Annotated in this window: 21 protein-coding genes; 6 read left to right on the top strand and 15 right to left on the bottom strand. The window is 61.5% G+C overall.

Features of this window, described 5'->3' with window-relative positions:
• The first annotated feature begins 69 nt into the window (after positions 1-69).
• Complete coding sequence (locus FIV39_RS30015) at positions 70-1,224, top strand: DUF1624 domain-containing protein (RefSeq protein WP_090403007.1); 1,155 nt, start codon at positions 70-72, stop codon at positions 1,222-1,224.
• A gap of 791 nt (positions 1,225-2,015) precedes the next feature.
• Here the strand turns inward: FIV39_RS30015 and metE are convergent.
• The 8 genes from metE to FIV39_RS29975 all read right to left on the bottom strand — a co-directional run bounded on the left by metE (position 2,016) and on the right by FIV39_RS29975 (position 11,484).
• A complete protein-coding gene (gene metE, locus FIV39_RS30010) occupies positions 2,016-4,304 on the bottom strand; it encodes a 5-methyltetrahydropteroyltriglutamate--homocysteine S-methyltransferase (RefSeq protein ID WP_090403005.1) in 2,289 nt (762 codons plus the stop codon).
• A 223-nt stretch (positions 4,305-4,527) separates the two neighbouring features.
• Positions 4,528-5,847: an OprD family porin gene (locus FIV39_RS30005; protein ID WP_090409918.1), complete on the bottom strand. Its 1,320-nt coding sequence runs from the start codon at positions 5,845-5,847 to the stop codon at positions 4,528-4,530.
• Between the two features lie 147 nt (positions 5,848-5,994).
• Positions 5,995-6,828 (bottom strand): phosphodiesterase, encoded by an 834-nt coding sequence (locus FIV39_RS30000; protein ID WP_090409915.1) that lies wholly within the window; start codon positions 6,826-6,828, stop codon positions 5,995-5,997.
• Positions 6,829-6,838: 10 nt separating this feature from the next.
• Positions 6,839-7,870, bottom strand: coding sequence for an ABC transporter ATP-binding protein (locus tag FIV39_RS29995; RefSeq protein ID WP_090403003.1), 1,032 nt, complete (start codon positions 7,868-7,870; stop codon positions 6,839-6,841).
• Positions 7,867-8,661, bottom strand: a complete 795-nt coding sequence (locus FIV39_RS29990; RefSeq protein WP_065924597.1) for an ABC transporter permease — start codon at positions 8,659-8,661, stop codon at positions 7,867-7,869. The genes FIV39_RS29995 and FIV39_RS29990 overlap by 4 nt, the downstream gene beginning before the upstream one ends.
• Positions 8,658-9,476, bottom strand: a complete 819-nt coding sequence (locus FIV39_RS29985; protein ID WP_090403001.1) for an ABC transporter permease — start codon at positions 9,474-9,476, stop codon at positions 8,658-8,660. Before FIV39_RS29985 ends, FIV39_RS29990 begins: the two co-directional genes overlap by 4 nt.
• Positions 9,477-10,481 carry an ABC transporter substrate-binding protein gene (locus FIV39_RS29980; protein ID WP_090403000.1) on the bottom strand — a complete coding sequence of 335 codons (1,005 nt, stop codon included), beginning with the start codon at positions 10,479-10,481 and terminating at the stop codon, positions 9,477-9,479.
• On the bottom strand, positions 10,465-11,484 hold the full coding sequence (locus FIV39_RS29975; protein ID WP_090402999.1) for a LacI family DNA-binding transcriptional regulator: 1,020 nt from the start codon (positions 11,482-11,484) through the stop codon (positions 10,465-10,467). The genes FIV39_RS29980 and FIV39_RS29975 overlap by 17 nt, the downstream gene beginning before the upstream one ends.
• Before the next feature lie 355 nt (positions 11,485-11,839).
• Here FIV39_RS29975 and FIV39_RS29970 point away from each other — a divergent pair, with 355 nt between their 5' ends.
• From FIV39_RS29970 to FIV39_RS29960, 3 genes are all read left to right on the top strand, one after another.
• Positions 11,840-12,937: a carboxynorspermidine decarboxylase gene (locus FIV39_RS29970; protein WP_048729495.1), complete on the top strand. Its 1,098-nt coding sequence runs from the start codon at positions 11,840-11,842 to the stop codon at positions 12,935-12,937.
• A 28-nt stretch (positions 12,938-12,965) separates the two neighbouring features.
• The gene (locus FIV39_RS29965) at positions 12,966-14,210 is read left to right on the top strand and encodes a saccharopine dehydrogenase family protein (RefSeq protein WP_090402998.1); all 1,245 of its coding nucleotides are present in this window, start codon (positions 12,966-12,968) and stop codon (positions 14,208-14,210) included.
• A gap of 505 nt (positions 14,211-14,715) precedes the next feature.
• Positions 14,716-14,955, top strand: coding sequence for a DUF6124 family protein (locus FIV39_RS29960; RefSeq protein ID WP_090402996.1), 240 nt, complete (start codon positions 14,716-14,718; stop codon positions 14,953-14,955).
• Between the two features lie 37 nt (positions 14,956-14,992).
• On the opposite strand, the gene glsB is transcribed toward FIV39_RS29960, so the two are convergent.
• The 4 genes from glsB to FIV39_RS29940 form a co-directional block, all read right to left on the bottom strand.
• Positions 14,993-15,901 carry a glutaminase B gene (glsB, locus tag FIV39_RS29955; RefSeq protein WP_090402994.1) on the bottom strand — a complete coding sequence of 303 codons (909 nt, stop codon included), beginning with the start codon at positions 15,899-15,901 and terminating at the stop codon, positions 14,993-14,995.
• Positions 15,902-15,956: 55 nt separating this feature from the next.
• Entirely contained in the window at positions 15,957-16,301 is a 345-nt protein-coding gene (locus FIV39_RS29950; RefSeq protein ID WP_090402992.1) for a hypothetical protein, read from the bottom strand.
• A gap of 107 nt (positions 16,302-16,408) precedes the next feature.
• On the bottom strand, positions 16,409-19,378 hold the full coding sequence (locus tag FIV39_RS29945) for a non-ribosomal peptide synthetase (RefSeq protein WP_186731567.1): 2,970 nt from the start codon (positions 19,376-19,378) through the stop codon (positions 16,409-16,411).
• 154 nt (positions 19,379-19,532) lie between these two features.
• The gene (locus FIV39_RS29940; RefSeq protein WP_090402988.1) at positions 19,533-19,943 is read right to left on the bottom strand and encodes a hypothetical protein; all 411 of its coding nucleotides are present in this window, start codon (positions 19,941-19,943) and stop codon (positions 19,533-19,535) included.
• Positions 19,944-20,053: 110 nt separating this feature from the next.
• Here FIV39_RS29940 and FIV39_RS29935 point away from each other — a divergent pair, with 110 nt between their 5' ends.
• Positions 20,054-20,902, top strand: a complete 849-nt coding sequence (locus FIV39_RS29935; protein ID WP_090402986.1) for an AraC family transcriptional regulator — start codon at positions 20,054-20,056, stop codon at positions 20,900-20,902.
• Here the strand turns inward: FIV39_RS29935 and FIV39_RS29930 are convergent, their stop codons facing one another.
• Genes FIV39_RS29930 through FIV39_RS29920 form a run of 3 tightly spaced genes read right to left on the bottom strand, consistent with a single transcriptional unit; the run spans position 20,903 to position 23,719 of the window.
• Positions 20,903-21,691, bottom strand: a complete 789-nt coding sequence (locus FIV39_RS29930; RefSeq protein WP_090402984.1) for an ABC transporter ATP-binding protein — start codon at positions 21,689-21,691, stop codon at positions 20,903-20,905. It abuts the gene before it with no gap.
• A complete protein-coding gene (locus FIV39_RS29925) occupies positions 21,685-22,674 on the bottom strand; it encodes an ABC transporter permease (protein ID WP_090402982.1) in 990 nt (329 codons plus the stop codon). Before FIV39_RS29925 ends, FIV39_RS29930 begins: the two co-directional genes overlap by 7 nt.
• Positions 22,661-23,719, bottom strand: a complete 1,059-nt coding sequence (locus FIV39_RS29920) for an ABC transporter substrate-binding protein (RefSeq protein ID WP_090402980.1) — start codon at positions 23,717-23,719, stop codon at positions 22,661-22,663. Before FIV39_RS29920 ends, FIV39_RS29925 begins: the two co-directional genes overlap by 14 nt.
• A 235-nt stretch (positions 23,720-23,954) precedes the next feature.
• Here FIV39_RS29920 and FIV39_RS29915 point away from each other — a divergent pair, with 235 nt between their 5' ends.
• Positions 23,955-24,899: an aliphatic sulfonate ABC transporter substrate-binding protein gene (locus FIV39_RS29915; RefSeq protein ID WP_090402978.1), complete on the top strand. Its 945-nt coding sequence runs from the start codon at positions 23,955-23,957 to the stop codon at positions 24,897-24,899.
• Positions 24,900-25,138: the final 239 nt, after the last annotated feature.

Below are 25,138 nucleotides of genomic sequence, written 5' to 3'. Positions count from 1 at the left end.
GTCACGGCAAGCTGCTGATTATTGTTATAAGATAACGACAATTTTCCGCCCTGCCCTGTGATTCCGCCCATGACCGATGCCGTTCCCCTGCGCCAACGCCTGCTCTCCATCGACGCCCTGCGCGGGCTGGTGATCCTGTTCATGCTGCTCGACCATGTGCGCGAAACCTTCCTGCTGCATCGACAAGTCAGCGACCCGATGAGCATCGACAGCACCGAACCCGCGCTGTTTATCAGCCGCACCCTCGCCCACCTGTGTGCGCCGGTGTTTGTGTTGCTCACGGGCTTATCCGCGTTTTTATACGGCCAGAAATACCAGGGCCGCCGCGATGTGTCGGCATTCCTGTTCAAGCGCGGGCTGTTCCTGGTGGTGCTGGAATTCACCCTGGTCAACTTCGCCTGGACGTTCCAGTTGCCGCCCAGCGTGATCTATCTGCAGGTGATCTGGGCGATTGGCATCAGCATGCTCGCCCTCGCCGCCTTGGTGTGGCTGCCGCGCCCGCTGTTGATTGGGCTGGCGCTGGTGATCATCGGCGGGCACAACCTGCTGGATGGGTTGCACTTCGATCCAGGCTCGGCGCTGCATATTCCGTGGACGATCCTGCATGACCGCAGTTGGATTGACGTGTCCGACAGCCTGCGTCTGCGCACGACTTACCCGGTGCTGCCGTGGATCGGCGTGATTGCCCTCGGTTACGGCCTGGGACCGTGGTTTGCCAAGGCCACGCTGCCTGCCGTGCGCCAGCGCTATTTGCTGCTCGGCGGCTTGGGCGCGGTGCTGGGGTTTGTGCTGTTGCGTGTGCTCAATGGCTACGGCGAGAAACCGTGGCAGGCGTATGACAGCGGCGTGCAGACGCTGATGAGTTTTTTCAACGTCACCAAGTACCCGCCTTCGCTGTTGTTCCTGGCATTGACGCTGGGGATTGGGCTGTTGCTGTTGCTGGCGTTTGAACGCGTGGGGCATCGACGCTGGATCGGCGTGTTGGCGGTGTTTGGTTCCGTGCCGATGTTCTTTTACCTGCTGCATCTTTATGTGCTGAAAGTGCTGTATGTCCTGTGTGTTGCGCTGTTTGGCCTGAACCATGGCAACTACTTTGGCTTCGACAGTATGGGTGCGGTGTGGCTGATGGCGCTGGCATTGCCCCTGGCGCTCTACCCGCCGGTGCGCTGGTTCGCCGCGCTCAAGGCCCGCCGCCGCGACCTGGCGTGGCTCAAATACCTCTAATCTGACACAGATCCATATGTGGGAGGGGCGGTGCGACGATTGCTCCCGATAGCGGTGGGTCAGCCAACAAATCTGCTGACTGACACTCTGCTATCGGGGCATGGGTATCTAGACAACTTTGGCGTCGCCCTGAGCCTGTGGCGAGGGAGCTTGCTCCCGTGACGGCTCGGGAGCCGACGACTATCTAACTGATGCATCGCGACTTAAATGTGGGAGCGGGACTTGCCCCCGATGGCGGCCTCTGGGCCGACCATTTTTTTGGATTGGACCGGGTACATATCCGTTGCTGCGGTAACGGCGGCTTAGGGTTCCGCCCTGACGGCGGCTCACTTTGGAAAAGCCCCAAAGTAAGCAAAGGGCTCTTGCCCCACCACTCGGCACCTCGCCCAGGCTCGGTGTGCCCGTAATCCGACAGTGATTTGGGGGGGCGCCTGAGATCAAGATCAAGATCTAAAGCAAGATCAAGGGCGGCTCGCTTCGCATCGTGGGTACCGTTGGCTAATACAACGTTGTGTAGATACCCATACTCATCGTGGCATAGGTATCTACACAATTTTCAGAGACTGGCGAGTTCCCCTGTGGCGAGCGGGCTTGTCCCGCGTTGGGCCGCGTAGCGGCGCCAAAACAGCCGCTATGGAGTTTCTGATACACCGCATGCTGCTTTACTGGGGCTGCTGCGCAGCCCAACGCGGGACTAGCCCGCTCACCACAGGGAGATTTGTCAGAGGCTGAAAAGTTGTGTAGATACCCATGGCTATCGGGGGCAAGCCCCCTCCCACATTTTTACGATATCAAGCCAACTCAGCCCGTAGCTGGCGAGCTGCGGTGACCATATGAATCAACGCCGCTTCCGTCTCCGGCCACCCCCGCGTCTTCAACCCGCAATCCGGGTTCACCCACAAACGCTCGGCGGGAATCCGCTGGGCGGCCTTGCGCAGCAGGTTGGCCATTTCCGACGCATCCGGCACCCGTGGCGAGTGGATGTCGTAGACGCCCGGGCCGATGTCGTTGGGGTAGGCGAAGGCTTCGAACGCGTCCAGCAACTCCATGTCCGAGCGTGACGTCTCGATGGTGATCACGTCGGCGTCCATGGCCGCGATGGACTCGATCACATCGTTGAACTCGCTGTAGCACATGTGCGTGTGGATCTGGGTTTCATCCCGCACGCCCGAGGCGCACAGGCGGAACACTTCGGTGGCCCAATCCAGGTACCCCTGCCACTGCGCCTGGCGCAACGGCAAGCCTTCGCGGAACGCGGCTTCGTCGATCTGCACGATCCGGATGCCGGCGGCTTCGAGGTCGACCACTTCGTCGCGAATCGCCAGGGCCAGTTGGCGGGCCTGCACTTCGCGGCTCACGTCCTCGCGGGGGAACGACCACATCAGCATGGTCACAGGGCCCGTCAGCATGCCCTTCATGACCTTGCGGGTCAGGCCTTGGGCGTAGCGGATCCACTCCACCGTCATCGCCTTCGGGCGGTTCAGGTCGCCGACGATCACCGCTGGTTTCACGCAACGCGAACCGTAGCTCTGCACCCAACCGAAGCGGGTGAACACGTAGCCGTCCAACTGCTCGGCGAAGTACTCGACCATGTCGTTACGCTCGGCTTCACCGTGCACCAGCACGTCCAGGCCGAGGTTTTCCTGCACCTCGACGGCGTGACGAATCTCGCTGTGCATGGCTTCGACGTATTCGGCCTGGCTCAACTTGCCTTGCTTGTACGACTGACGCGCCAGGCGGATCGACGCGGTCTGCGGGAACGAACCAATGGTGGTGGTCGGGAACAGCGGCAGGTTCAGGCCCGCACGTTGTTTCTCGATGCGCTGGGTAAACGGCGACTGGCGCTGGCTGTCCTGGCCGGTAATCGCCGCTACACGCGCTTGTACCGCCGGCTTGTGGATACGCGGCGAGGCAGCGCGGGATGCCTGCACGGCGCGGCTTTCAGCCAGGGCGGCGAGGACGTTGGGCGCTTGCGGCTGGTTAACCGCTTGCGTCAGCACCGCCACTTCGGCGCACTTCTGCACGGCGAACGCCAGCCAGCTTTTCAGCTCGGCATCCAACTGGTCTTCACGGCCCAGGTCCACCGGGCTGTGCAGCAAGGAGCAGGACGGCGCCACCCACAGGCGATCACCCAGTTTTTCATGGGCATGCTGCAAGGTGGCCAGGGCGTTTTCCAGGTCGCAACGCCACACGTTACGACCGTTGACCACGCCCAGGGACAGCACCTTGTACGCCGGCAGGCGGTCAAGGATGGTCGGGTACTGCTCCGGCGCACGCACCAGGTCGATGTGCAGGCCATCCACCGGCAGGTTCGCGGCCAGGCCGAGGTTCTCTTCCAGGCCGCCGAAGTAGGTCGCCACGAGCTTTTTCAGCGGGTCACGCTGGATCAGGTTGTAGGCACGCTCAAAGGCGTTTTTCCAGTCCTGCGGCAGGTCGAGCACCAGGATCGGCTCGTCGATCTGCACCCACTCCACGCCGAGGTCGGCCAGGCGCTGGAAGATCTGGCCGTACAACGGCAGCAGGCGCTCAAGCAGGTCGAGCTTGTCGAAGTCACCGCCCTTGGCCTTGCCCAGCCACAGATAGGTCAGCGGGCCGATCACCACCGGCTTGACGGTGTGACCCAGGTCACGGGCTTCCTGCACCTCTTCGAACAACTGCTCCCAACCCAGCTGGAATTGCTGGTCGGCGCTGAACTCAGGCACCAGGTAGTGGTAGTTGGTATCGAACCACTTGGTCATTTCCTGGGCGTGGGCGCCGCCGCAGCAGCTGTCGCTGACACCCCGGGCCATGCCGAACAAGGTATGCAGGGTGGCGTTGCCGTCGGCTGGACGGAAACGCTCGGGGATCACGCCGAACATCAGCGAGTGGCTCAGCACCTGGTCGTACCAGGCGAAATCACCGACAGGCAGAAGCTCGATACCGGCCTGTTTTTGCAAATCCCAGTGGGTCTTGCGCAAGTCACGGCCAACGGCCCGCAGGCCGGCTTCGTCGAGTTCGCCCTTCCAGAACGCTTCCTGCGCCTTTTTCAGTTCACGATCGCGTCCAATGCGCGGAAATCCAAGGGAATGAGCGACTGCCATGACTTACAACTCCAATGTCGGTAGGTATGGCAGCCATTGTCGACACCCTCTCATCGTGAGACAAACTCATTTTATTCCAGACCATCACAAGATTTCCTCACGTTGAAGGTATTCAAAAGATCGACCCATCACTGGCCCAGCCCCACTACTCGGGCACAGACTTCGCCCCGCCCTATAGGAGCGAGCACGCTCGCGCCTACAGGGATGAACGTCCTTAGCGGTACTACATCAACGGAATCGAATAACTCACAAACACCCGGTTCTGGTCCTGGTCCCGCGCCACTTCACTGCGCGACACGCCGTTACGCCAGCCGAACCCGACGTTCTTGAATGTGCCGCTCTGCACCACGTAATCCAAGGAGATGTCCCGCTCCCACTCACTGGCGTCGTTGCCGCTGGTGGTGAGGATGTGCTCGCCCTTGAGGTACATCACCGAGGCCTTCAGGCCGGGTACACCCAGCGACGCGAAGTCGTAGGCGTACTGGGCAAAGGCGGTGCGTTCGCCGGCCTGGATGAAGGTCTGCACGGTACGGTCGGTGTAGAGGTACAGGCTGGCACCGCCCTCGCCTTTGTTCACCAGGCCGCCCTGGTTGAGTTGGGCGAAGTTGCTGTCGTCCGAGACTTGCTGGTAGCCGGCGGTGATCGCGTGCGGGCCCAGGGAGTAGATGAACGCGGCGCTCCAGGTGTTGTTGTCGATTTCACCGTTGCCGTTCTTGGTGAAGCCGCCCAATTTGTAGCCTTCGGCACGTCCGGCGGCGCTGCTGTTTTTGCCGTCGGAACTGGTCTTGAAGTAGCGCAGGTCGGTTTTCAATGAGCCGTATTCGCCCAGCGGCAATACGTGGATCAACCCGGCGAAATGTTGTTGGTAATAGTCTTCGAGGTTGGCGTAGTAGTACTGGACCATCAGGTCCTTGGTCAGTTGATAGTCCGCACCGGCGTAGGTGAATTTATTGCTTTCCTGGGTACCGCCCGCCGCTGCCAGGCCACTGCGGTCGCTGGAGCCGCGACCGGTGGTGTGCTCAAGCTGGCCGCCGACCAGGGTCAGGTTGTCGATGTCCTTGCTGGTGACTTGCCCGCCTTCGAACGACTGCGGCAACAGGCGGCCGTCGTTGCTCACCAGGATCGGCAGGTTCGGGCGCAGGTAGCCGTAGCGCGCTTCGGTCTTGGCAAAGCGTGCCTTGGCGGTGGCACCGCCACGGGCCCAGTTGTCCGTGGCCTTGCCGTCTTCGGTGGGGATCATCGAGCTGCCGACATGGCGCGCGGCGCTGCTGTCAAGGGTCACGCCGAGCATGCCGATGGCGTCCAGGCCAAAGCCGACGGTGCCGTCGGTGAAGCCCGACTGGTAGTTGAGGATAAAGGCCTGGCCCCACTCTTCGGTCTTCGACGGTGCCGCCGTGCCGTCGCGGTTGTCGTTATTGAAGTAGAAGTTACGCATGCTCAAGTTGGCTTTGCTGTCGCTCAAAAAGTCAGCAGACGCCAAGGGGCTCAGGGCAATGCCCAGGCCGCCGGTCAATACACTTAATACATTCAACGTGGCTTTCATCAGGACGAACTCCGGCGCGGAATCCAAGTTCCGAGCGCAAAAAATGGGCAGCAGGATGCCGTCGGCCAAACGTGACGTTGGCCGGGGCGTTAACGGTTATTCAGGTGCGTATTAGCTAGTTGAGTGAAGTGAAACCTCCGTAAAACCTCAGTCAATCAATCCATGAGCGTCATAAAACGGATACGGCCCCGGGTAATCCCCGAACACGCCGTTGTGGCTGATCAAGCCGTGTTGCGCATCCCAGCGATGCAACAGATAACCCGCCGGCTCCAGGTTGAAATGCGCGGGCGCGGCGTCTTGCAGGTCCAGCACAATCTGATGGGAGGTGCCGGGGCACACACAACTCAAGCTGCCGCCAAAGCGTCGCTGCATCGGCCGGTGCAGGTGCCCGCACAGCAGGCGTTCCACTTGCGGATGGCGCGCCACGACGCGCTCCAGTGCGGCGGCGTTGATAAAAGGTTCTCGGTCCATATGGCCGATGCCGCTGATAAACGGCGGGTGGTGCAGGATCAGCAACGTCGGCGTGTCAGGACGTCGCGTCAGTTGTGCGTCCAGCCACTGCAATTGGCTGTCCACTAGCTGGCCGCCGTGCCCACCCGGGATAGTCGAGTCCAGGCCGATCAGGCGCAGTGGATGCTCGTCCACCACCCAGTCCAACGGCCCCTCTGCCGACAACGGCAAATAGGCATGATCACGGAATGCCTCGAGCAACGGCCCGCGTGTGTCGTGGTTGCCCGGTACCAGGTAGCACGGCATGTGCAGGCGCGCGAGTTCGGGGTGCAGCACGGCGTATTCATCGGCGCGGCCGAAGTCCACCAAGTCACCGCTGATCACCACGATATCGGGGCGTGGGGTGCTGGCGTTCAAATGGTCAACGGCACGGCGCAACGCCCCCAGGGTATCGACCACCCCATACGTCAGGCGCTGGCCGGCTTTAAGGTGCAGGTCGCTGATCTGTGCAACAAGAAACGGACGATTCACAAGCAAACTCTCACGCATTCAGGGTGAACAACATGTGCGGCGCGATAGCCAGGGCCATCGGTGTGCCGACGGCGTAGAGCTGGTTGTCGCTGCTGTCCACCAACAGCGGCTGCGGGCCGCCCACGTCCACCAGCAGGCGGCTTTGCGCGCCCTGGAAAAACTGCGCCAATAGATGCCCGTGCAAGTGCCCCTCGCTCTCCATCACCCGCAGGTGTTCGGGGCGGCAGTACACCGTGCTGGGCACGTCGGCGGCCTGCCACGGCAACTCGCCGCCGCAGACTTTCAGGCCATGGGCAGTTCGCGAGGTGACGGCAAAGGCATTGAGGTTGCCGACAAAACCGGCGACGAACGCATTGGCCGGTTGCTGGTAGATCTCCCGTGGGCTGGCCAGTTGCGCGACGCGGCCGTGCTCCATCACCAGGATACGATCGCCCAGGGCCATGGCTTCGCCCTGATCGTGGGTGACAAATACCGAGGTAATACCAAGGCCGCGCAGCAGTTCATTCAGCTCGCTGCGCAGGCGTTCGCGCAATTGCGCATCGAGGGCCGCCAGCGGTTCATCCAGCAACAGCACTTTGGGGCGTGGCGCCAAGGCACGGGCCAAGGCCACGCGCTGACGCTGGCCACCGGACAATTCGTGGATGCTGCGCTTGCCATGGTTTTGCAGGCCCACCAGCTCCAGCAATTCCTCGCAGCGCTTGTTCCGCGCAAGCGGCGCCATGCCGCGAATCTTCAAGCCGTAGACGATATTGCCGGCCACATCCAGGTTGGGAAACAGCGCGTAGTTCTGGAACACCATGCCCACGTCGCGGCGCTCGATGGGCAGGCGGGTGACGTCGTCGGTGCCGAAAAAAACCTGGCCCACGTCCGGGCGTTCCAGGCCGGCAATCAGGCGCAAGGTGGTGGTCTTGCCGCAGCCGGACGGGCCGAGGATCGCCAAAGTTTCACCGCCTTCGACGGTCAGGTTCAGGTCATGCACAGCCACGGTGCCATCGGCGAACGCCTTGCGACAGCCTTGCAGGCGGATAGTGATAGCGGTCATCGACGCTCTCCACGGGACAAACGAGCGCTGATGGCCTGCAACGCAATCAGCAGCGGCACGATCATCAGCAAAAAGATAAGGGTGTAGGCGCTGGCGATTTCCAGGCGCGCCGAGGCGTAGCTGTCCGCCAGGCCCACGGGCAATGTCTTGGTCATCGGTGTGTGGAGCATCCAGGTCAGGTTGAATTCGCCCAGCGACAAGGTCACCACCATCAGCACGCCAGCGAGAATCCCCGCCCGGCAGTTGGGCACCACCACGCTGAAAAAGCGCTTGATCGGCCCGGCGCCCAGACTGGCCGCCGCCTCTTCCAGCACCGGCAGTTGCTGGCGTTGCATCACCGCCATCACCGGGCGTACCAGGAACGGCAAGGTGAACAGCACATGGCCCACCAGGATGAACAGCCAACTGCTGCGAAACGTGCCGAACTGGCCGTAGGTGAGCAGCAACGCCAGCGCACTGGCCAACCCCGGCATCGCCACCGGCAGCACCATCAGTTCTTCGAAGGCACGGCTGAAGCGGTTGTTCATGCGCACCAACGCATACGCCGCCGGCACACCAATCACGCAGACGCACACCGCGCACGCCAGCGCCAATTGCAACGACAGCCATACGGTGGGCGAATAGGCCTGCCATACCTGGATCAGCCAGTCGAAGGTCAGGCCGCTGGACAGGCCGACGAAGAAATTGCGCGTCAACCCGGCCAGCAACGACATCAGCACCGGCACCAGCATGAAGGCGCACACCAGCAAGGTGAACAGCAGTTGCATCACAAACAGCGATGAGCGTTTCACAAGACAGTCCCCGCATTTTTCACCAGGCGCCGCGTGAGCAACAGCACCGCCCAGGTCACCGCGCCGAGCACCACCGACAACGCGGCGGCGACGGCAAAGTTGGCGTAGTTGGTGAATACATTGTAGATCGCCACCGGGGTTACATTCAGGCGCGTGCCCAAGGTGAACGCGGTGCCGAAGGCGCCCATGGACGTGGCGAAGCAGATCGCGCCGCAGGACGCCAACGCCGGCGCCAGGCCCGGCACGATCACGTCGCAGACCACCCGCCAGTGTCCTGCTCCCAGCGAATGCGCGGCTTCTTCCAGGCTGCGGTCGAGGCTTTCGCACGCGGCCATCACCGTGAGGATCACCCGGGGAATCGAGAAGTACAGGTAGCCGACAAACAGCCCGGCCAGCGAGTAGGCAAAGATCCAGCGCTCACCGGCCAATTGCAGGCCCAGGGCCGCCAGCAGCCCCTGGCGCCCGGCCAACAGGATCACCAGGAAGCCCACCACTACCCCGGGAAACGCCAACGGAAACGTGAGCAACGCCACCAACGCCGAACGCCCGAAAAACTGCTGGCGCGCGAGGAACACGCCGCTGATGCCACCGATCAACAACGCGGTGAACGTCACGACGATGGCCAGCACGCAGGTCTGCGCCAGGCTGCCCAGGTACTGCGCGCTACTGAGCACCTGCCAATAGCCGCTGCCGTGGCTGTCGCGGCTTTCGGCGCCGAGCATCATCAAGTGCGCCAGCGGCAGCAGCCAGAACGCGAACAGCACCGCAAAGGCCGGGGCCAGCGCCCAGGCCGCCTGTTTTGCCGATGCAGCCACTTACTTGACCTCGTTCAGATAACGGGCGGCGAAGGCTTCCTGCACAGCGGCCATTTTCTGATAGTCCACCACACCGGCGCGGGCGTAATCGCTGTCGGGCAGGAACTGCGCGGCCACTTCAGCCGGCATCTGCACGGGACGCACCGGGCGCAGGTAGGCCTTGGCCCACAGCGCCTGGCCGGCGTCGGACAGCACAAAGTCCAGCACCTTCTCGCCATTGGCGCGGTGCGGCGCGTTGGCCACCAGGCTCATCACATAGGGCACGCTGATGCTGCCTTCCTTGGGGATCACGAAAGCGACATTGGCGTTGTCCTTATAGCGGGCGCGGTAGGCGTTGAAGTCGTAGTCCACCAGGATCGGCAACTCGCCGGACAGCACCCGTGCATAGGCGGTTTGCTTGGGCACGATGGGGGCATTTTTCGCCAGTTTCTGGAAGTAGTCGATGGCCGGGCCGAAGTTGTCCAGGTCGCCGCCCATTGCGCGGTTGATCGCCACGGCAGAGACGTAACCGACGAAAGCGCTGGACGGGTCCAGGTAGCCGACCATGCCTTTGTATTCAGGCTTGAGCAGGTCGGCCCAGCTTTGCGGCACCGGCAGGCCACCCAATGCATCGACGTTGACCATGATGCCCAAGGTCCCGGAGTGGATCGCAAACCATTGGCCGGCGGGGTCTTTCAAGCCGGCGGGGATCTGCTCCCAGCCCTTGGGTTTATAGCCCTCGACCACGCCGGCCTTTTGCGCCTGCAAGCCGAAAGTCACGCCGTAATACACCACGTCCGCGACCGGCGCGGCCTTTTCGGCCACCAGTTGCGCCAGGGACTGGCCAGAGTTCTTGTTGTCCAGCGGCACCTGCACACCGGTACTGGCGGCGATGGCCTTGAGCTGGGTGCCCCAGTCGGCCCAGTCCGGCGGGCAGTTGTAGCAAATCGCGGTGTCGGCGGCCTGGGCCAGGCTGGCCACACCGCAGAGCAGCACGGCTGCCAGGGTTTTACTGAATGCGCGCATCAAGGGACTCCTCAAACGGTTGGGTACTTTCGCCCGGCCGGATATGGCAAGGCAGGCAATGGGAAACCGGGTCATTCCCGGCGATCTGCGCCAGCAGTTGGTCAATTACCGTGCTGGCCAGCAGCGCGATGGGCTGTACCACGCTGCACAGGGTCGGGTGCATCTGGGTGCCGAGGGCGATGCCGTCAAAGCCCATCACCGACAACTGCCCGGGTACATTCCAGGCATTGCGGCGCAGCTCGGCGATCAGGCTGATAGCCAGGAAATCGTTGGAACACACCAGGGCGCTGGGGGCGTCGGGGCCGTTGAGGTACGGCTGGATGGCGGCGAATTCGGCCTGGGTATGCGCGGGCATTTCGATCACCGCGCGGCTTTTGAGGCCGTATTCCTTCACCGCATCGCAGTAACCGGCATAGCGCAGGCGTGCGCGGTCGGACTGCAAGGCGGGGCCGGCGACCATGCTGATGCGTCGATGGCCGGCCTCCAGCAGGTAACGCGTGGCCAGAGCCATGCCCGCGCGGTTGTCCACCGACACGGCGCTGTAGTTGGGGTTGCTCGGTTGGTGATAGGCCAGCACGAACGGGGTCTTTTCGGTATTCAGGCTACTGAGCACGCTGTTGCTTTCGGCATCGGTGACCGTCAGCACCAGGCCATCGACGCGCTGGCGCAGCAGTTCCTCCACCACAATGCACTCGCGCTCGCTGCTGTAGTCGGTGGTCGCCAGCACCAGGCTGTAGCCACGCAACCGCGCGGCACGCTCCATGGCTTGGAACTGTTCGGCAAACACCGGGTTGAGCAGGTTGGGCACCACCACGCCGATCAACTGGGTGGTTTGCAGGCGCAGTTGGCGGCCGAGCAGGTTGGGCCGAAACCCCAACTCACGGGCAGCGGCGAACACCTGCTCACGGGTCGCCGGGCGCACCTGGTCGGGGGAGGCAAAAGTGCGGGCGGCGGTAGCGCGGGATACGCCCGCCAGCCGCGCAACGTCTTTCAGGTCAGTCATGTTTACTCGCTTGAGATCGATCTCATTGGCGAGGACAGTAACGGGGGAATGTGGCAGGAAGGTGGTGGGGAGATGACGGTTTGATGGCAGCGAAGCAAAGTCACCTAGGCCAAAATGTGGGAGGGGGCTTGCTCCCGATAGTGGTGGATCAATAAAGAATAGGCTGGCTGACACACCGCCATCGGGGGCAAGCCCCCTCCCACATGAGAGCGGTGTCCATGCATAGATAGTCATACTCAGTGGTTAGGATCGTAAAGCTGGCGCAGCAAAATCCGCCGGCTAACCTTTCGATTCGATCCAAGTGCGGGCACAATGCGTGTCCTTTTTTGGCAGGCACCGCCGCAGGCTCTCAAAAATGATCAAAACGCCGTACTACCTCATCGATAAACAGAAGCTTCTGGTCAACATGCAGAAGATTGCTTACGTGCGCGAGCAGTCCGGCGCCAAGGCCCTGCTGGCGCTCAAGTGCTTTGCCACCTGGTCGGTGTTCGACCTGATGCAGGAATACATGGACGGCACCACCTCGTCGTCGCTGTATGAGTTGAAGCTCGGTCGCCAGAAGTTCGAAGGCGAGGCGCACGCCTACAGCGTGGCCTGGGCCGACGATGAAATCGAAGAGATGCTCGCTAACTGCGACAAGATCATCTTCAACTCCATCAGCCAGCTGCAGCGTTTTGCCGAACGCAGCGAAGGCAAGACCCGCGGCCTGCGCGTCAACCCGCAGGTGAGCAGCTCCGACTACCTGCTGGCCGACCCGGCACGCCCGTTCAGCCGCCTCGGCGAATGGGACCCGGTGAAGATCGAAGGCGTGATCGAACAGATCTCCGGCTTCATGTTCCACAACAACTGCGAGAACGGCGATTTCAACCTGTTCGACCAGATGCTCAACACCATCGAAGAACGCTTCGGCGCGCTGCTGCACAAGGTCAACTGGGTCAGCCTCGGCGGCGGCATCCACTTCACCGGTGAAGGCTATGCCATCGACGCCTTCTGCCAGCGCCTCAAGGCGTTCTCGCAGAAGTACGACGTGCAGGTCTACCTGGAACCCGGCGAAGCGGCGATCACCAACAGCGCCTCCCTGGAAGTCACCGTGCTCGACACCCTCTACAACGGCAAAAACCTCGCCGTCGTGGACAGCTCCATCGAAGCCCACCTGCTGGACCTGCTGATCTACCGCCTCAACGCCAAGCTGGCGCCGAGCGAAGGCGAACACACCTACATGGTGTGCGGCAAATCCTGCCTGGCCGGGGACATCTTCGGCGAGTATCAATTTGATCGTCCGCTGGCCATCGGCGATCGGCTGTCGTTCATCGACACCGCGGGCTACACCATGGTCAAGAAAAATTGGTTCAACGGCCTGAAAATGCCGTCCATCGTAGTGAAACAACTCGACGGTACAGTCGAAGTGGTTCGTGAATTTGGTTACGACGACTACCTGTCCAGCCTTTCGTAAGCTGGCGGATATAGGAGAAATAAAGCAATTGAAAAAGAACGTTCTTATCATTGGTGCAGGAGGTGTCGCCAAGGTGGTGGCCCACAAGTGCGCGCAGCACAACGACGAACTCGGTCGTATTGCTATCGCGTCGCGCAACATCTCCAAATGCCAGGCCATCATCGACAGCGTCAAGGCCAAGGGTAGCCTCAAGGTTCCCGCCGACATCCAGGCCTTCGCGCTGAACGCCCTGGACGTGGAAGCGACCAAGGCCCTGATCCGCGAGACCGAATCGCAGATCGTCATCAACGTGGGTTCCGCGTTCCTCAACATGTCGGTACTGCGTGCCTGCATCGACACGGGCGTTGCGTACCTCGACACCGCCATCCACGAAGAGCCGGGCAAGGTCTGCGAGACCCCGCCGTGGTACGGCAACTACGAATGGAACCACCTGGAAGAGTGCAAACAGAAGAACATCACCGCCATCCTTGGCGTGGGCTTCGACCCGGGTGTCGTCAACGCGTATGCCGCGCTGGCGCAGCAACAGCATTTCGACCGCATTGATTCGATCGACATCCTCGACGTCAATGCCGGCTCCCATGGCAAATACTTCGCCACCAATTTCGATCCGGAAATCAACTTCCGCGAATTCACCGGACAGGTGTGGAGCTGGCAGAACAGCCAGTGGACCAGCAACACCATGTTCGAAGTCAAACGCACCGACGACCTGCCGGTCGTGGGTTCGCAGAACCTCTACCTCACCGGCCACGATGAAGTGCACTCGCTGTCGAAAAACCTCGACGTGCCCAACGTGCGGTTCTGGATGAGCTTCGGCGAACACTACATCAACGTGTTCACCGTGCTGAAAAACCTCGGCCTGCTCTCCGAGAAGCCGGTCACCACCGCCGAAGGCCTGGAAGTGGTGCCGTTGAAAGTGGTCAAGGCCGTGCTGCCCGACCCGTCTTCGCTCGCCCCGGGCTACACCGGCAAGACCTGCATCGGCGACCTGGTCAAAGGCACCAAGGATGGCCAGCCACGCGAGATGTTTATCTACAACGTGGCGTGCCACGAAGAAGCCTTTGCCGAGACGGACAGCCAGGGCATCTCCTACACCGCAGGCGTTCCACCGGTAGCCGCAGCGCTGCTGGTAGCCCGTGGCGAGTGGGATGTGAAACACATGGCCAACGTCGAGGAACTGCCAGCTGAACCGTTCCTCAAGGCGCTGGACGTGATGGGCTTGCCGACTCGGATCAAGGACGAGCACGGTGATCGAGCCTGGGATGCAATGGCCTGATAGGCGATAGCTGACCGAACAAAAAATGCGCCCTCAGGGGCGCATTTTTTGTTTGGGCTCACATAAATCCCAAAACCAATGAAGAGCCAAATGTGGGAGGGGGCTTGCTCCCGATGGCGGTGTGGCAGTCAATACATTTGTCACTGACCCATCGCTATCGGGAGCAAGCCCCCTCCCACAGGGATAGCACTTCGCCCCGAACTCTCAGAGTTTTCCCACGACTGTTTCAGGTTGTCGCTCGGAACGCGGCTGACTAACCTCTCCGCCGTCGCTGCCAATTCAGCGACCGGATTTGACCGTCCGGCCTTGTTAACGAACTGCTACGCCCTGCACCTATCCCAGGCGTTTTTTTTGTGCCTGAGGTATCGTGTCGCGGCAGTTGTGCGCGGGATACCTTCGGGTATGCCGGGTTCGTTGACAACCGGTCGGTCAACCCGCGTACAGCTGCCACCCTCTTCGTTTGACCGCGAACGCTGGCGGCTCCACTTGTCGACGGAGCTTCACCATGATCAAAGACAGCCCCAATCCCCCAGAAAAACTCTTCACCGTAAACCCCAACCTGGGCACCGAAACCCTGCTGGTCAACGCATCCCAGGATCTATCCTCCATCACCGACATCGCCACTCACCTGGCCTTTGAAATCGACGGAGCGCAACGCAATGTGGCGTTGGGCATCTGCCGAATGCTGGAAGGTGTGCAACTGTTGGTAGACAAAGCATTGGATGACGCCCATCCAGCGGCATGACACCCAGATCATCGTTCCCACGCGCGTGGAAACGAGCTCAAAACACCGACCACCCAATCCGCTCACTCAACAACTCCAACGCCTTGATCCCCGCCAGCGAGTTGCCCGCCGCGTTCAACTCCGGCGACCACACGCACACCGTAAATTGCCCCGGCACCACCGCGACAATGCCGCCGCCCACACCGCTCTTGCCCGGCAAGCCCACGCGGTAGGCAAAATTGCCCGCCTCGTCATACAGCCCGCTGGTGGCCATGATCGAGTTGACTTGCTTGGTCTGCCGCGCGCTCAGGATCTGCTCGCCGCTGTGGGCGCTGGTGCCCTCGTTGGCGAGGAAGCTGAACGCCTTGGCCAAGTCCAGGCAGCTCATCTGCAAGGCGCAGTAGTTGAAGTAGCTGTGCAGCACCGCATCCACGTCGTTGTGGAAGTTACCGAAGGATTTCATCAGGTAGGCCATGGCCGCATTGCGCGCGCCGTGCTGGGCTTCGGAGTCGGCGACGACGCTGTTGACCAGGATCTGCGGGTTGCCCGACAGGCGCCGCACGAAGTCGCGCATCGACAGGATCGGCACGGCAAAGCGTGATTGGTTGATGTCGCAGATCACCAGCGCGCCGGCATTGATGAAGGGGTTGCGCGGGCGGCCACGTTCGAATTCCAGTTGCACCAACGAGTTGAACGGCTGCCCCGAAGGCTCGTGCCCCAGGCGTTCCCAGATGGTTTCACCACCGTGGTCGATGGCCTGCACCAGGCTGAACACCTTGGAAATACTTTGCACCGAGAACAGCGTATCGGCGTCACCGGCGCGATAGGCCGAGCCGTCATTGCCGTACACCGCGATGCCCAGTTGGTTGGCCGGTACATCAGCCAGCGCGGGAATGTAGTCGGCGACTTTGCCGAGGCCGATCAGTGGGCGCACTTCGTCGAGGATCGACTCCAGCAGCGCCTGCATATCTTGTCCTGTCATCTGTCTTTGAATCAGTGGAAAGCGGGGTGCGGAGGATACTTCAATGGGCGCGGAAGCCCCACACAATCTCCACCACCCGCTCGGCCACCACCAGATAAACCAGGATCAGCAACAGTTGCAATGCCAGGTGATAACGCAGCTTGGCCAGCCGGCGAATGCCATCGCTGACGTTCAACAGCATCAGCACCGTCGAGAGAATGATCAGCCCCCACCCTGCCACGCTGGAGGCAAACACCCCAATAAACAGGTCCTGCTGCCCCACGAGGGTATTGGTGCCCGCCGCAAACAGCAGCGCGCACACCAGCAGGTTTTTGACGTTGTCGAAGATCTGCGTGCTCAGGTCGTTTTCCAGCAGGGCCACATACCGCTTCCATAACGTGCGCATGAGTCATTACCGGGTGGGGATCGCTCGTCAATCAAAGTAGTTCAATTGCCCTTGCACCGCGCGGCGACGGCAAAAAAAGGTCAAACCGACGGCACAGTGTGAATGGACTAACGCCGTAAACGCCGCAAATAACGAGCCAGCATATCGTCGGTAAATGGCACCGGACGAAGGCTGCTGTCTCTAAGAAATGCCCGGGTATTGCTGCGATCCCAGGCATAGTTGTGCTGATACAGTTCCAGAATGGTTTCGCCTTGGCACATGTCATCCTTGAACATTCCCAGCAAGGGATACAGCAACGCGTCCCCATCGTTTTCCCACAGCGCCACCCAGCGCTTGAACGGTATGACTTCCAGCTTGCGCGCATAAAAATGCGCCACCCGCGCACAGAACTGCTTCAAGTCGGGGTCGGTATGCAACGGTTGGCACAGGTTGAACTTTTTGCCCAAGGCGTCGGGCTGACGGGCGATGTGGGCAACAGCGCCAGCCATGTAGTCGACGGTGGTCAAGCCTTCGCGCATTTCACGCAGGTCCGGCATAGCGCCGTATTGGAGGCAGGTTTGAATGAACCGGCCCCACCATTGGTAATGGGCACACAGGCCGGTGCGACTGTGACAGGTGGCGTAGCCCAGGCGAAAGGTCATCAGTGGCAAGCCTTGCGCGCAGGCCAGGTCAGCGAGTTTTTCCATTACCCATTTGCTTTGCACGTAACCCAGGTCACGGCGGATCGCCGGCAAGTTTTCGTCGATATCATCAGCCTCATACACGCGGCGCTTTTGAGTAAAACGATGCCCCCAGCTGTAGATGGAGATGGTCGACATCAGCATCAATGCCTTGGTTTTGCCTGCACTGCAAAAGCTGAGAACGCGCCTTAGCCCCTCGACGTTATCGGTACGCAGGTAGGAGTAAGGCATGATGAAGTTAACCGCGCTGGCCGAATGCACCACCACGTCAACCGTTGCACACAGCCACTCATAAACGGTGGGGTCCAGCCCCAGTTTGGCCTGGGGCAAGTCACAGCGGTAGACCGTAACCCGCGCCCAGTCCCACGCGGCAATCGGCACTTCGTAGCGCTCGCTGATCTGCTGCAACCGCGCCAGCCCATCCGCCGGCTGTTCACAGCGTAGTGGGCAATGAATCGCAGCAGTACTGGTGGCCAGCAACCGCTCCAGCAAATGAATGCCGACAAACCCGGTGGCGCCGGTCAGCAGCATATGCGCGGGATCGGTAAGTTGGGCGGCGTCGAAGTCCCTGCGAAACTGTGTGCCAGGATCAAGGAACACATCGCGCTCGAATGCATTGCTCATCTCACCTGTTTCGTTATCGGGCTCAGCCGTGCGGCGGCACAACTCAGCGGCCAGGTCCTTGAAACGGATGTGCTCGTAGATGTCACGCACCGATACCCTCAGTCCTACCCGCTGGGAAAGCATTTTGGCGAGCAATGCAACGCGCAGCGAATGCCCACCCACCGCCATAAAGCTGTCATGCACAGTGAAATTGCCGTGCCCCAGCAACTCGAACCAGGACTGCGCCAGGTCTTGTTCGGCACCTGGGGCAAAGCGCTCAAGCACCAGTGTGTCGGGCGGCTGGTGGTGCAGCAAATGCTGCAAGGCTGGTTTGTCGGTCTTGCCGTTGGCATTGCTTGGCAGCGCGTCCAGACACTGATAGCGCTCGGGCAACATATACTCGGGCAGATCCGCCTCCAGGCTACGGCGCAGGCTGGCAATCAGCTGTTGCGGATGAGTGTGCGGGTCGCGCCGCACCACAAACGCCACCAGCCGTTTGTCGGCTTGGGTGCCGCAGTCGTCCACCACCACGGCTGCGTTGTTGACCTGCGGCTCCTTAAGCAGGCGTGCCTCAATTTCACCCACCTCCACCCGGTAGCCGCGAATCTTCACCTGTCCGTCCATGCGGCCGAGGAACTCGAGACTGCCATCTTCCAACAATCGCCCCTGATCGCCGCTGCGGTACACCCGACAGCCGAGGGCCTCGCACTGGATAAAACGCTGTGCGGTGAGTTCGGGAGCATTCAGGTAACCCCGGGCCAGGCACGGTCCAGCAATACACAACTCCCCCACCTCTCCCGCAGAAACAGGAAGCAGATACTCATTGAGGACGTAGATCGTGCAGTCGCCAATGGGCCAGCCAATGGACGCCGGTCGCCGCAAGCGTTTGTCAGGCACCACGCGGGACGTGACAAAAATGGTGGTTTCGGTAGGGCCATAGCAGTCCATCAAACAGTAGGACAAATGGTCCACCGCCACCGGATGCAGTTTCTCGCCACAGGCGTAGAGATACTTGAGTTGCAGGCCAGCGGGTTGCCTGGCGTTGACCACGTCATAGATTTTCAGGGTGGGAACAAACCCATGGGTAATCCCATGCGTTGCACAGAAGTCCAGGAACGCGTCGCCGTCGAGCAGCGCCTGCTGGTCCAACACATACAGGCACGCGCCCGCCACCAGGTTGGACCAGATCTCCGCCTGGCAGAGGTCGAATCCCACGGCCGCCATCAAGGTCGAGCGGCTGGAGGCATCCAATTGCAGGTGTTTATTGTGCTGCAGCATCAACTCGATGACCGAATGATGCTCGATGATCACCCCTTTAGGATCGCCGGTGGTGCCCGAGGTGAAGATCACATACATCGCGTCATCTCCCCGCACCTCGACGGCCTCGAACGTGGCGGCACGAGGGGCCCCGAGCAAGCCATTGATGGTCCGCACGTCACACGCCAATAGGGGCGCGGTGTCCTGATCATGGGTCGACAGTACCAGGCGCGCCTGGCACTGGCGGGCAATATAGTCCTTGCGATTGTGCGGAAGATTGCGGTCCAGCGGCACGAAGGCAGCGCCCGTCTTGACCACCGCCAGCAAGGCAATGAGCAATCGCGCGCTACGCTCGGTCTGTACCAGCACCAGATCGCCACGCCCCAGCCCCACGGATTGCATGTACGCTGCCACGTGAGTGCTGTATTCATCGAGTTGAGCGCAAGTGAGGTGCTGAGTCCCCTCCACCACAGCCAGCCGCGAGGGGTTGGCAGCGACCTGTCGCTCAAACGCACTCAAGACAGTGGATGTAATCACTTTCAGGACTCCTGAATGTTCCTCCCTGGCAACAAACTGTCTGCCCCATCGACGCTGTATTCTTTCGCGGGCCAAACGGACCGGCACCTGTGGAAACTGACAGTTTTTTATATCAAGAGTGAATAAACTTAATGCCAAGAGCATTGTTTTATTGCTAGAAATGCGCCACATCCGACACCCGCTCATCCAGCACATCCCGCGCCAGCGCCCATGCCTGCTCCTTGGATTCCACCACCAGCAACGGGTAGCCCCAGGCCTTGCTGAACATCAGCGCAAACGGTTTGAGTGCCAGGCGTTTGGCCGCGCTGGGCTCGACCTGGATCATGCCTTTGACGAACGTGTGCAACGCCTGTCGGTGCTTCTTCATCCAGATCGAGGCTTGCTTGCGCTGTTCATGGGAATGTTCGTGGTTGTTTTCGTCCGCGGCTTTTTCGTGCAGCAGCAGGAAGGATTGCTGCCGTGCCAACAGGTCTTCAAAGACCCGGAAGGCATTCTCCGGCCCGTCTTGGTTCGGCGCATCGAAGACGATTTTCACCACAGGGAACGTTGTACTGTCGAGTCGCACGGCAAAGCTCCTTAATGAGAGTGAATCTCAATATAAAGCTCGAACCACTGGACGGCATTGCACAGAATAGCCAGACTGTTTCGCAATCCGGCCAACCTGCGATCCCCGCCATGAAGCACCACCGTCTTGACCTGCTCGACCCGCTGATGGCCAAGGACGCCGATCTGTTCCTCCGCGCCGTGGTGGCCGTGGGCGCCACCAGTACGTCGGACACCTGGGAACATGCCCAGCACGCCCACCGCAAGGGCCAGTTGATGTACACCCTGCGCGGGGTCATCCACTGTGAAATCGAAGCGGGGATCTGGATCGTGCCGCCCCAGTGTGCACTGTGGATTCCTGGCGGCACGCCACATTCGGCACGCGGGTCAGGCGAAGCGGAGGTGTATTGCCTGTTGATCGAGCCCGACGCCGCCCACGCCCTGCCCCCAAAATGCTGCACCCTGGCCGTGTCCGGGTTGCTGCATGAACTGATCAGCAAGGCAGTAAGCTTCCCGCAACTCTATGACGAGGCCGGCGCCCAAGGCCGCTTGATCAACACGTTGCTGGATGAACTGGCCGCTGCGCCGGTCGAAGCCCTGCACCTGCCCATGCCCCAGGACGCACGCTTGCGACGCCTGGCCAATAGCCTGCTGGCCGACCCGACCGACAAAGCCACCCTCGGCCAATGGGCAGTGCGCATCGGCATGAGCGAACGCAGCATGACCCGCCTGCTACTGGAGGAACTGGGCCTGAGTTTCGGCCGCTGGCGCCGGCAGTTGCATGTGATCCTGTCCCTGCAACGACTGGCCAAGGGGGAAAGTGTGCAGCGGGTGGCGCTGGACCTGGGTTATGAAAACGCCAGCGGCTTCATCACCATGTTCCGCAAGGCGGTGGGCCAGCCGCCGGCGCGTTACCTGGCGGACCGTGCGGGGGTGCTCAGCGCGACCACACAAACCATCGCGCTGAAAGACGCCCACTGACTACCAGTTTTCGCCCAACCCCAGCAGCCCCAGTATCTGCCGCCGCAGGTCCACCAAGTAAGGATCATCCCGGTGCCGTGGATAGGGCCTGTCGATGCTCAACTGCGCCTGGATCTTCGCCGGGCGGTCGCTGAACACAATCACCCGGTTGGCCAGCAGCAAGGCTTCTTCCACATCGTGGGTCACCAGCAGCGCCGTGTAGCCCTGGCGCTGCCACAGGTCGATCAGTTCCTTTTGCATGGTGATGCGGGTCAGGGAGTCGAGTTTGCCCAAGGGTTCGTCGAGGATCAGCAATCGCGGCTGATTGACCAGTGCACGGGCCAACGCCACACGCTGGGCCATGCCGCCGGACAACTGCCGGGGATAGGCGCGGGCGAACTGACCGAGGCCGACCTTGTCCAGGGCCTCATCGACCTTCGCCGAATGGCGCTTGAGCAGGCCCTGGGCTTCGAGGCCGAGGGCAACGTTGTCCCACACGCGGCGCCATGGGTACAGGGTCGGGTCCTGGAACACCACCACGCGGCTCGGGTCCGGCCCGGTGATAGGCACGCCATCGGCCAGCAGTCGGCCGGCGTCCGCCGGTTCCAGCCCCGCCACCAGACGCAGCAAGGTGGACTTGCCGCAACCCGAAGGCCCGAGCAAAGCAACAAACTCTCCCGGCGCCACGTCCAGGGACACCCGCTCCAACACCGGCAAATGCTGGCCGTCCAGAGCAAAACCATGGCTGAGGTTTTCTATGCGCAGCGCCAATCCTTCCGAAGCTGATACCGCGTGTGCCAGGGCTACCATTTCATCGCTCCTTTCTGCCAGGCCAGCAGCCGATCACGCACCAGGAATAACCCGGTGATCAACCCCGAACAGGCCAGCGCCATGATCAGCAGTGCGGCGTACATGTTCGCGTAGGCGGCCCAGCCCTGGGCCCATTGCAGGTACCAGCCGATGCCGGATTTGACCCCCATCATTTCCGCCACCACCAAAGTGGAAAACGACGCGCCCAGGCCCATGAACAGGCCGACGAATACGTGGGGCAACGCGGCGGGAATCGCCACTTTGAAAATCAGAAAACCCTGCCGGGCGCCGAGGGTGCGCGCCACGTCGTAATAGGCTTTATCGACGCTGGCCACGCCGGACCAGGTGAGCACCGTGACCGGAAACCAGGTGGCCAGGGCGATCAAAAATACACTCGCACTCCAACTGCTGGGAAACAGGAAAAAGCACAGCGGCAACAACGCCGTCGACGGCACCGGGCCGAGGATGCGCAGCACCGGGTGCAGCCAGTAGCCGATACGCGTGGACCAGCCAATGGCGACGCCGGCGACAAACCCGGTGGCCGCGCCCAGCGCCACCCCCGAGCCCAGCAGCAGCGCCGAATGCAGCAGGCTGTCGGCCAGGCGTGCGTAGTCTTCGATATACACCGCGAGCAAGGCTTGGGGTGGTGCGAAGAACGGCACTGGCAACAGCGCAAGCTTGGCGGTGAGCAATTCCCAGATGCCCAGCAATACCGGCAAGGCGATCAGCCAGGGTGCGGCCGTACGCAAGCGCAGCCCGAGTTTCGACAGCCTGCGGCCCAGCAGGCTCAGCACGATGAACAACGCCGCCACGCCCACACAGAGATTGGCCAAGCCTTGGGTCATCGGCCAGTTGCGCACCGCGTTGGGCCAATAACTGATCAGCAGCGCGACGGCCACCCAGGCCGCCACCACCGCGGCGCCCTGCCATCCGACCTTGAGCGCCACGGGCGGGTTGAGGGTGGTTGCGTCAGCTGAAGACATCGGCGGTGATCTCCTTGGCAAACGCTATCGGGTCGGTGCCTTTGCTGATCACTTCCACGGTTTTCAGGTCGGTGACGTAGGTGGTGATCTCCTGGGTCAGCGCCGCGCCTACCGCGTGGTGGCCGTGGGTGTGGTCGTGGAGGATCGCCTGGACTTCTTCGGTGGAGGTGTTCAGTGCGTAGGCCTGGAAGCCTTTGGCGACTTCCTCCGGGTGCTGCACGGAATAGTCATGGGCTTCGAGGATCGCCTGGGTCAGCGCCGCGACCACGCGCTTGTCTTCACGTACCAATTTGCCGGTGACGCCGACCACGCAGCAACTGAGATTGGCGTATTCCTCCACCAGGTTGGTGGACAATTCCCGCGCCACGCCGGACTTGATCAGGCGGTACATGAACGGGTCACTGCCGCTCACCGCCTGCACTTCACCACGCTCCAGCGCCGTGCAGAGCAGGTCGGCCGGGTACAGGCGCCACTCCACATCGCGCACCGGGTCGACGCCGTGTTTTTTCAGCAGGATCGAGAAGAAATTGCGGTCCGGGCTGGCCATGTCGGTGACGCCGATGGCCTTGCCCTTGAGATCCTCCAGCTTGCTCACGCCGCCGTTTGCAGCACTGAGCAAACGCAGGCAACCGCCATGGGTGCCGGCGGTGAGCTTCACGTCAAAGCCCTGCTCCAGAGCCTTGAGCCAGCGCAAGGCCATGCCCACGCCCGCGTCGGCCTTGCCGGTGGCGATGGCTTCCAGCAGGACCTCGGTGGAGTTGCCGAAGTTGACCAACTCCACGTCCAGGTTGTGCTTGGTGAAAAAGCCCTGCCCATGGGCGATCACCACCGGCGCCAGGCACACGGCGTTGAGGTTGACCGCCAGCTTGAGTTTGCGCGGCGCGTCGAGGCGGATGAACTCACCGGTGCCAGCAGGCTCCTGGGCGGTGTTATGGCCGGCGTGGGCGTCGGCGGAAAAACCCAGGCGCGGCAGCGACAGGCTGGCCAGGGTAAGGCCGGCCAGGCCCAGGAGGCGACGACGGGTCAGGTGATCAAAAGTAGCCATGCGAAGTATCCCTATTTAATTGATCAGCTCGCTCCAGAGAAAGGCCGAAAGCGTCAAAAATGCCATTTTGATTATATTAACGACTGACTTTTATGAAAGAACCATATAATTCTATGGTTATGCCCGATGGGCAGGGACCGGATAAAAGCGCCCTAAGCTCAGATCGAAAGAGTATTTATCGAATGATTTTTAGATCATTAAGCTTGGGTCTATTTCGTTGAAGATCGAGCCCACCATGTCCCTTCGTCGTCCCCTCGCCGCTGTATTAGGATTGCTGGCCTTTTCCGTTGCCGTCAGTGCGCAAGCCCAGGAAACCGTGCGCATCGGTTACCAGAAATCCTCCACGCTGATCACCCTGCTGAAGACCCAGGGCACCCTGGAGAAAGCCCTCAAGGCCGACAACATCGAGGTGAGCTGGCACGAATTCCCCAGCGGCCTGCCGCTGCTGGAAGCGCTGAACGTCGGCAACGTCGACATCAGCGCCGACGTGGCCGACACCGTGCCGATCTTCGCCCAGGCCGCCCAGGCCAAACTCACCTACTTCGCCCAGGAAGCGCCCTCGCCTTCGGCCCAGGCCATCGTGGTGCGCAAGGACTCGCCGATCCAACAGTTGGCGGACTTGAAGGGCAAGAAGATCGCGGTGACCAAGGCCGCCGGCACCCACTACCTGTTGATCGCCGCGTTGGCCAAGGCCGGGCTGGCGTTCTCGGATATCGAGCCGGCGTACCTGTCGCCTGCCGATGGCCGTGCGGCGTTCGAGAACAACAAGGTGGATGCCTGGGTCACCTGGGAACCCTTCCTCACCAGCGTGCAGCGCCAACTGCCGACGCGCACCCTGGCGGACGGCGCCGGGCTGGCCAGCTACAAGCGCTACTACCTGACCGGCACGCCTTACGCCAAGGCGCATCCGCAGGTATTGAAAGTGGTGTATGCGCAGCTGGAAAAAGCCGGCCACTGGATAAAAACCAACCCGCAGGACGCGGCGAAAGTGCTCGGCCCGCTGTGGGGCAACCTGGATGTGGCCACGGTGGAAGCGGCGAACGCGCACCGCAGTTATCAGGTGCAGCCAGTGGCGGTGGATCAGCTGGGTGAGCAGCAGAAGATTGCCGATGCGTTCTTCAAGGCGGGGTTATTGCCGAAGGCGGTGGATGCCAAGGATGTGCAGACGTGGAGGCCTTGAAGGCTGGTGTGATCTAAATGTGGGAGGGGCGGTGCGACGATTCGACTTGCTTCCGGTGTCCATGGGTATCTACACAACTTGAGCGTCTTCTGCATAGATACCGTCTTATCCAACCGCGCAAATCCGTAGCAGCTGCCGAGCGCAAGCGAGGCTGCGTCGGCCGCGCCTCGAGCCTGAATCGGCAGCGCGCCTGACGCAGCCTCGCCAAGGCTCGACAGCTGCTACGCACTATTCTATTG

This window comes from Pseudomonas grimontii (genome assembly GCF_007858185.1).
Taxonomy (GTDB): Bacteria; Pseudomonadota; Gammaproteobacteria; order Pseudomonadales; family Pseudomonadaceae; genus Aquipseudomonas; species Aquipseudomonas grimontii.
This window is presented reverse-complemented; position numbering and strand designations above follow the sequence as displayed.

Excerpts from the sequence above, each read along its gene's own strand:
- FIV39_RS30015 (WP_090403007.1), top strand. The coding sequence starts at position 70 with ATGACCGATGCCGTTCCCCTGCGCCAACGCCTGCTCTCCATCGACGCC.
- metE (WP_090403005.1), bottom strand. The coding sequence starts at position 4,304 with ATGGCAGTCGCTCATTCCCTTGGATTTCCGCGCATTGGACGCGATCGT.
- FIV39_RS30005 (WP_090409918.1), bottom strand. The coding sequence starts at position 5,847 with ATGAAAGCCACGTTGAATGTATTAAGTGTATTGACCGGCGGCCTGGGC.
- FIV39_RS29995 (WP_090403003.1), bottom strand. The coding sequence starts at position 7,870 with ATGACCGCTATCACTATCCGCCTGCAAGGCTGTCGCAAGGCGTTCGCC.
- FIV39_RS29980 (WP_090403000.1), bottom strand. The coding sequence starts at position 10,481 with ATGCGCGCATTCAGTAAAACCCTGGCAGCCGTGCTGCTCTGCGGTGTG.
- FIV39_RS29975 (WP_090402999.1), bottom strand. The coding sequence starts at position 11,484 with ATGACTGACCTGAAAGACGTTGCGCGGCTGGCGGGCGTATCCCGCGCT.
- FIV39_RS29970 (WP_048729495.1), top strand. The coding sequence starts at position 11,840 with ATGATCAAAACGCCGTACTACCTCATCGATAAACAGAAGCTTCTGGTC.
- FIV39_RS29960 (WP_090402996.1), top strand. The coding sequence starts at position 14,716 with ATGATCAAAGACAGCCCCAATCCCCCAGAAAAACTCTTCACCGTAAAC.
- glsB (WP_090402994.1), bottom strand. The coding sequence starts at position 15,901 with ATGCAGGCGCTGCTGGAGTCGATCCTCGACGAAGTGCGCCCACTGATC.
- FIV39_RS29950 (WP_090402992.1), bottom strand. The coding sequence starts at position 16,301 with ATGCGCACGTTATGGAAGCGGTATGTGGCCCTGCTGGAAAACGACCTG.
- FIV39_RS29935 (WP_090402986.1), top strand. The coding sequence starts at position 20,054 with ATGAAGCACCACCGTCTTGACCTGCTCGACCCGCTGATGGCCAAGGAC.
- FIV39_RS29930 (WP_090402984.1), bottom strand. The coding sequence starts at position 21,691 with ATGGTAGCCCTGGCACACGCGGTATCAGCTTCGGAAGGATTGGCGCTG.
- FIV39_RS29925 (WP_090402982.1), bottom strand. The coding sequence starts at position 22,674 with ATGTCTTCAGCTGACGCAACCACCCTCAACCCGCCCGTGGCGCTCAAG.
- FIV39_RS29920 (WP_090402980.1), bottom strand. The coding sequence starts at position 23,719 with ATGGCTACTTTTGATCACCTGACCCGTCGTCGCCTCCTGGGCCTGGCC.
- FIV39_RS29915 (WP_090402978.1), top strand. The coding sequence starts at position 23,955 with ATGTCCCTTCGTCGTCCCCTCGCCGCTGTATTAGGATTGCTGGCCTTT.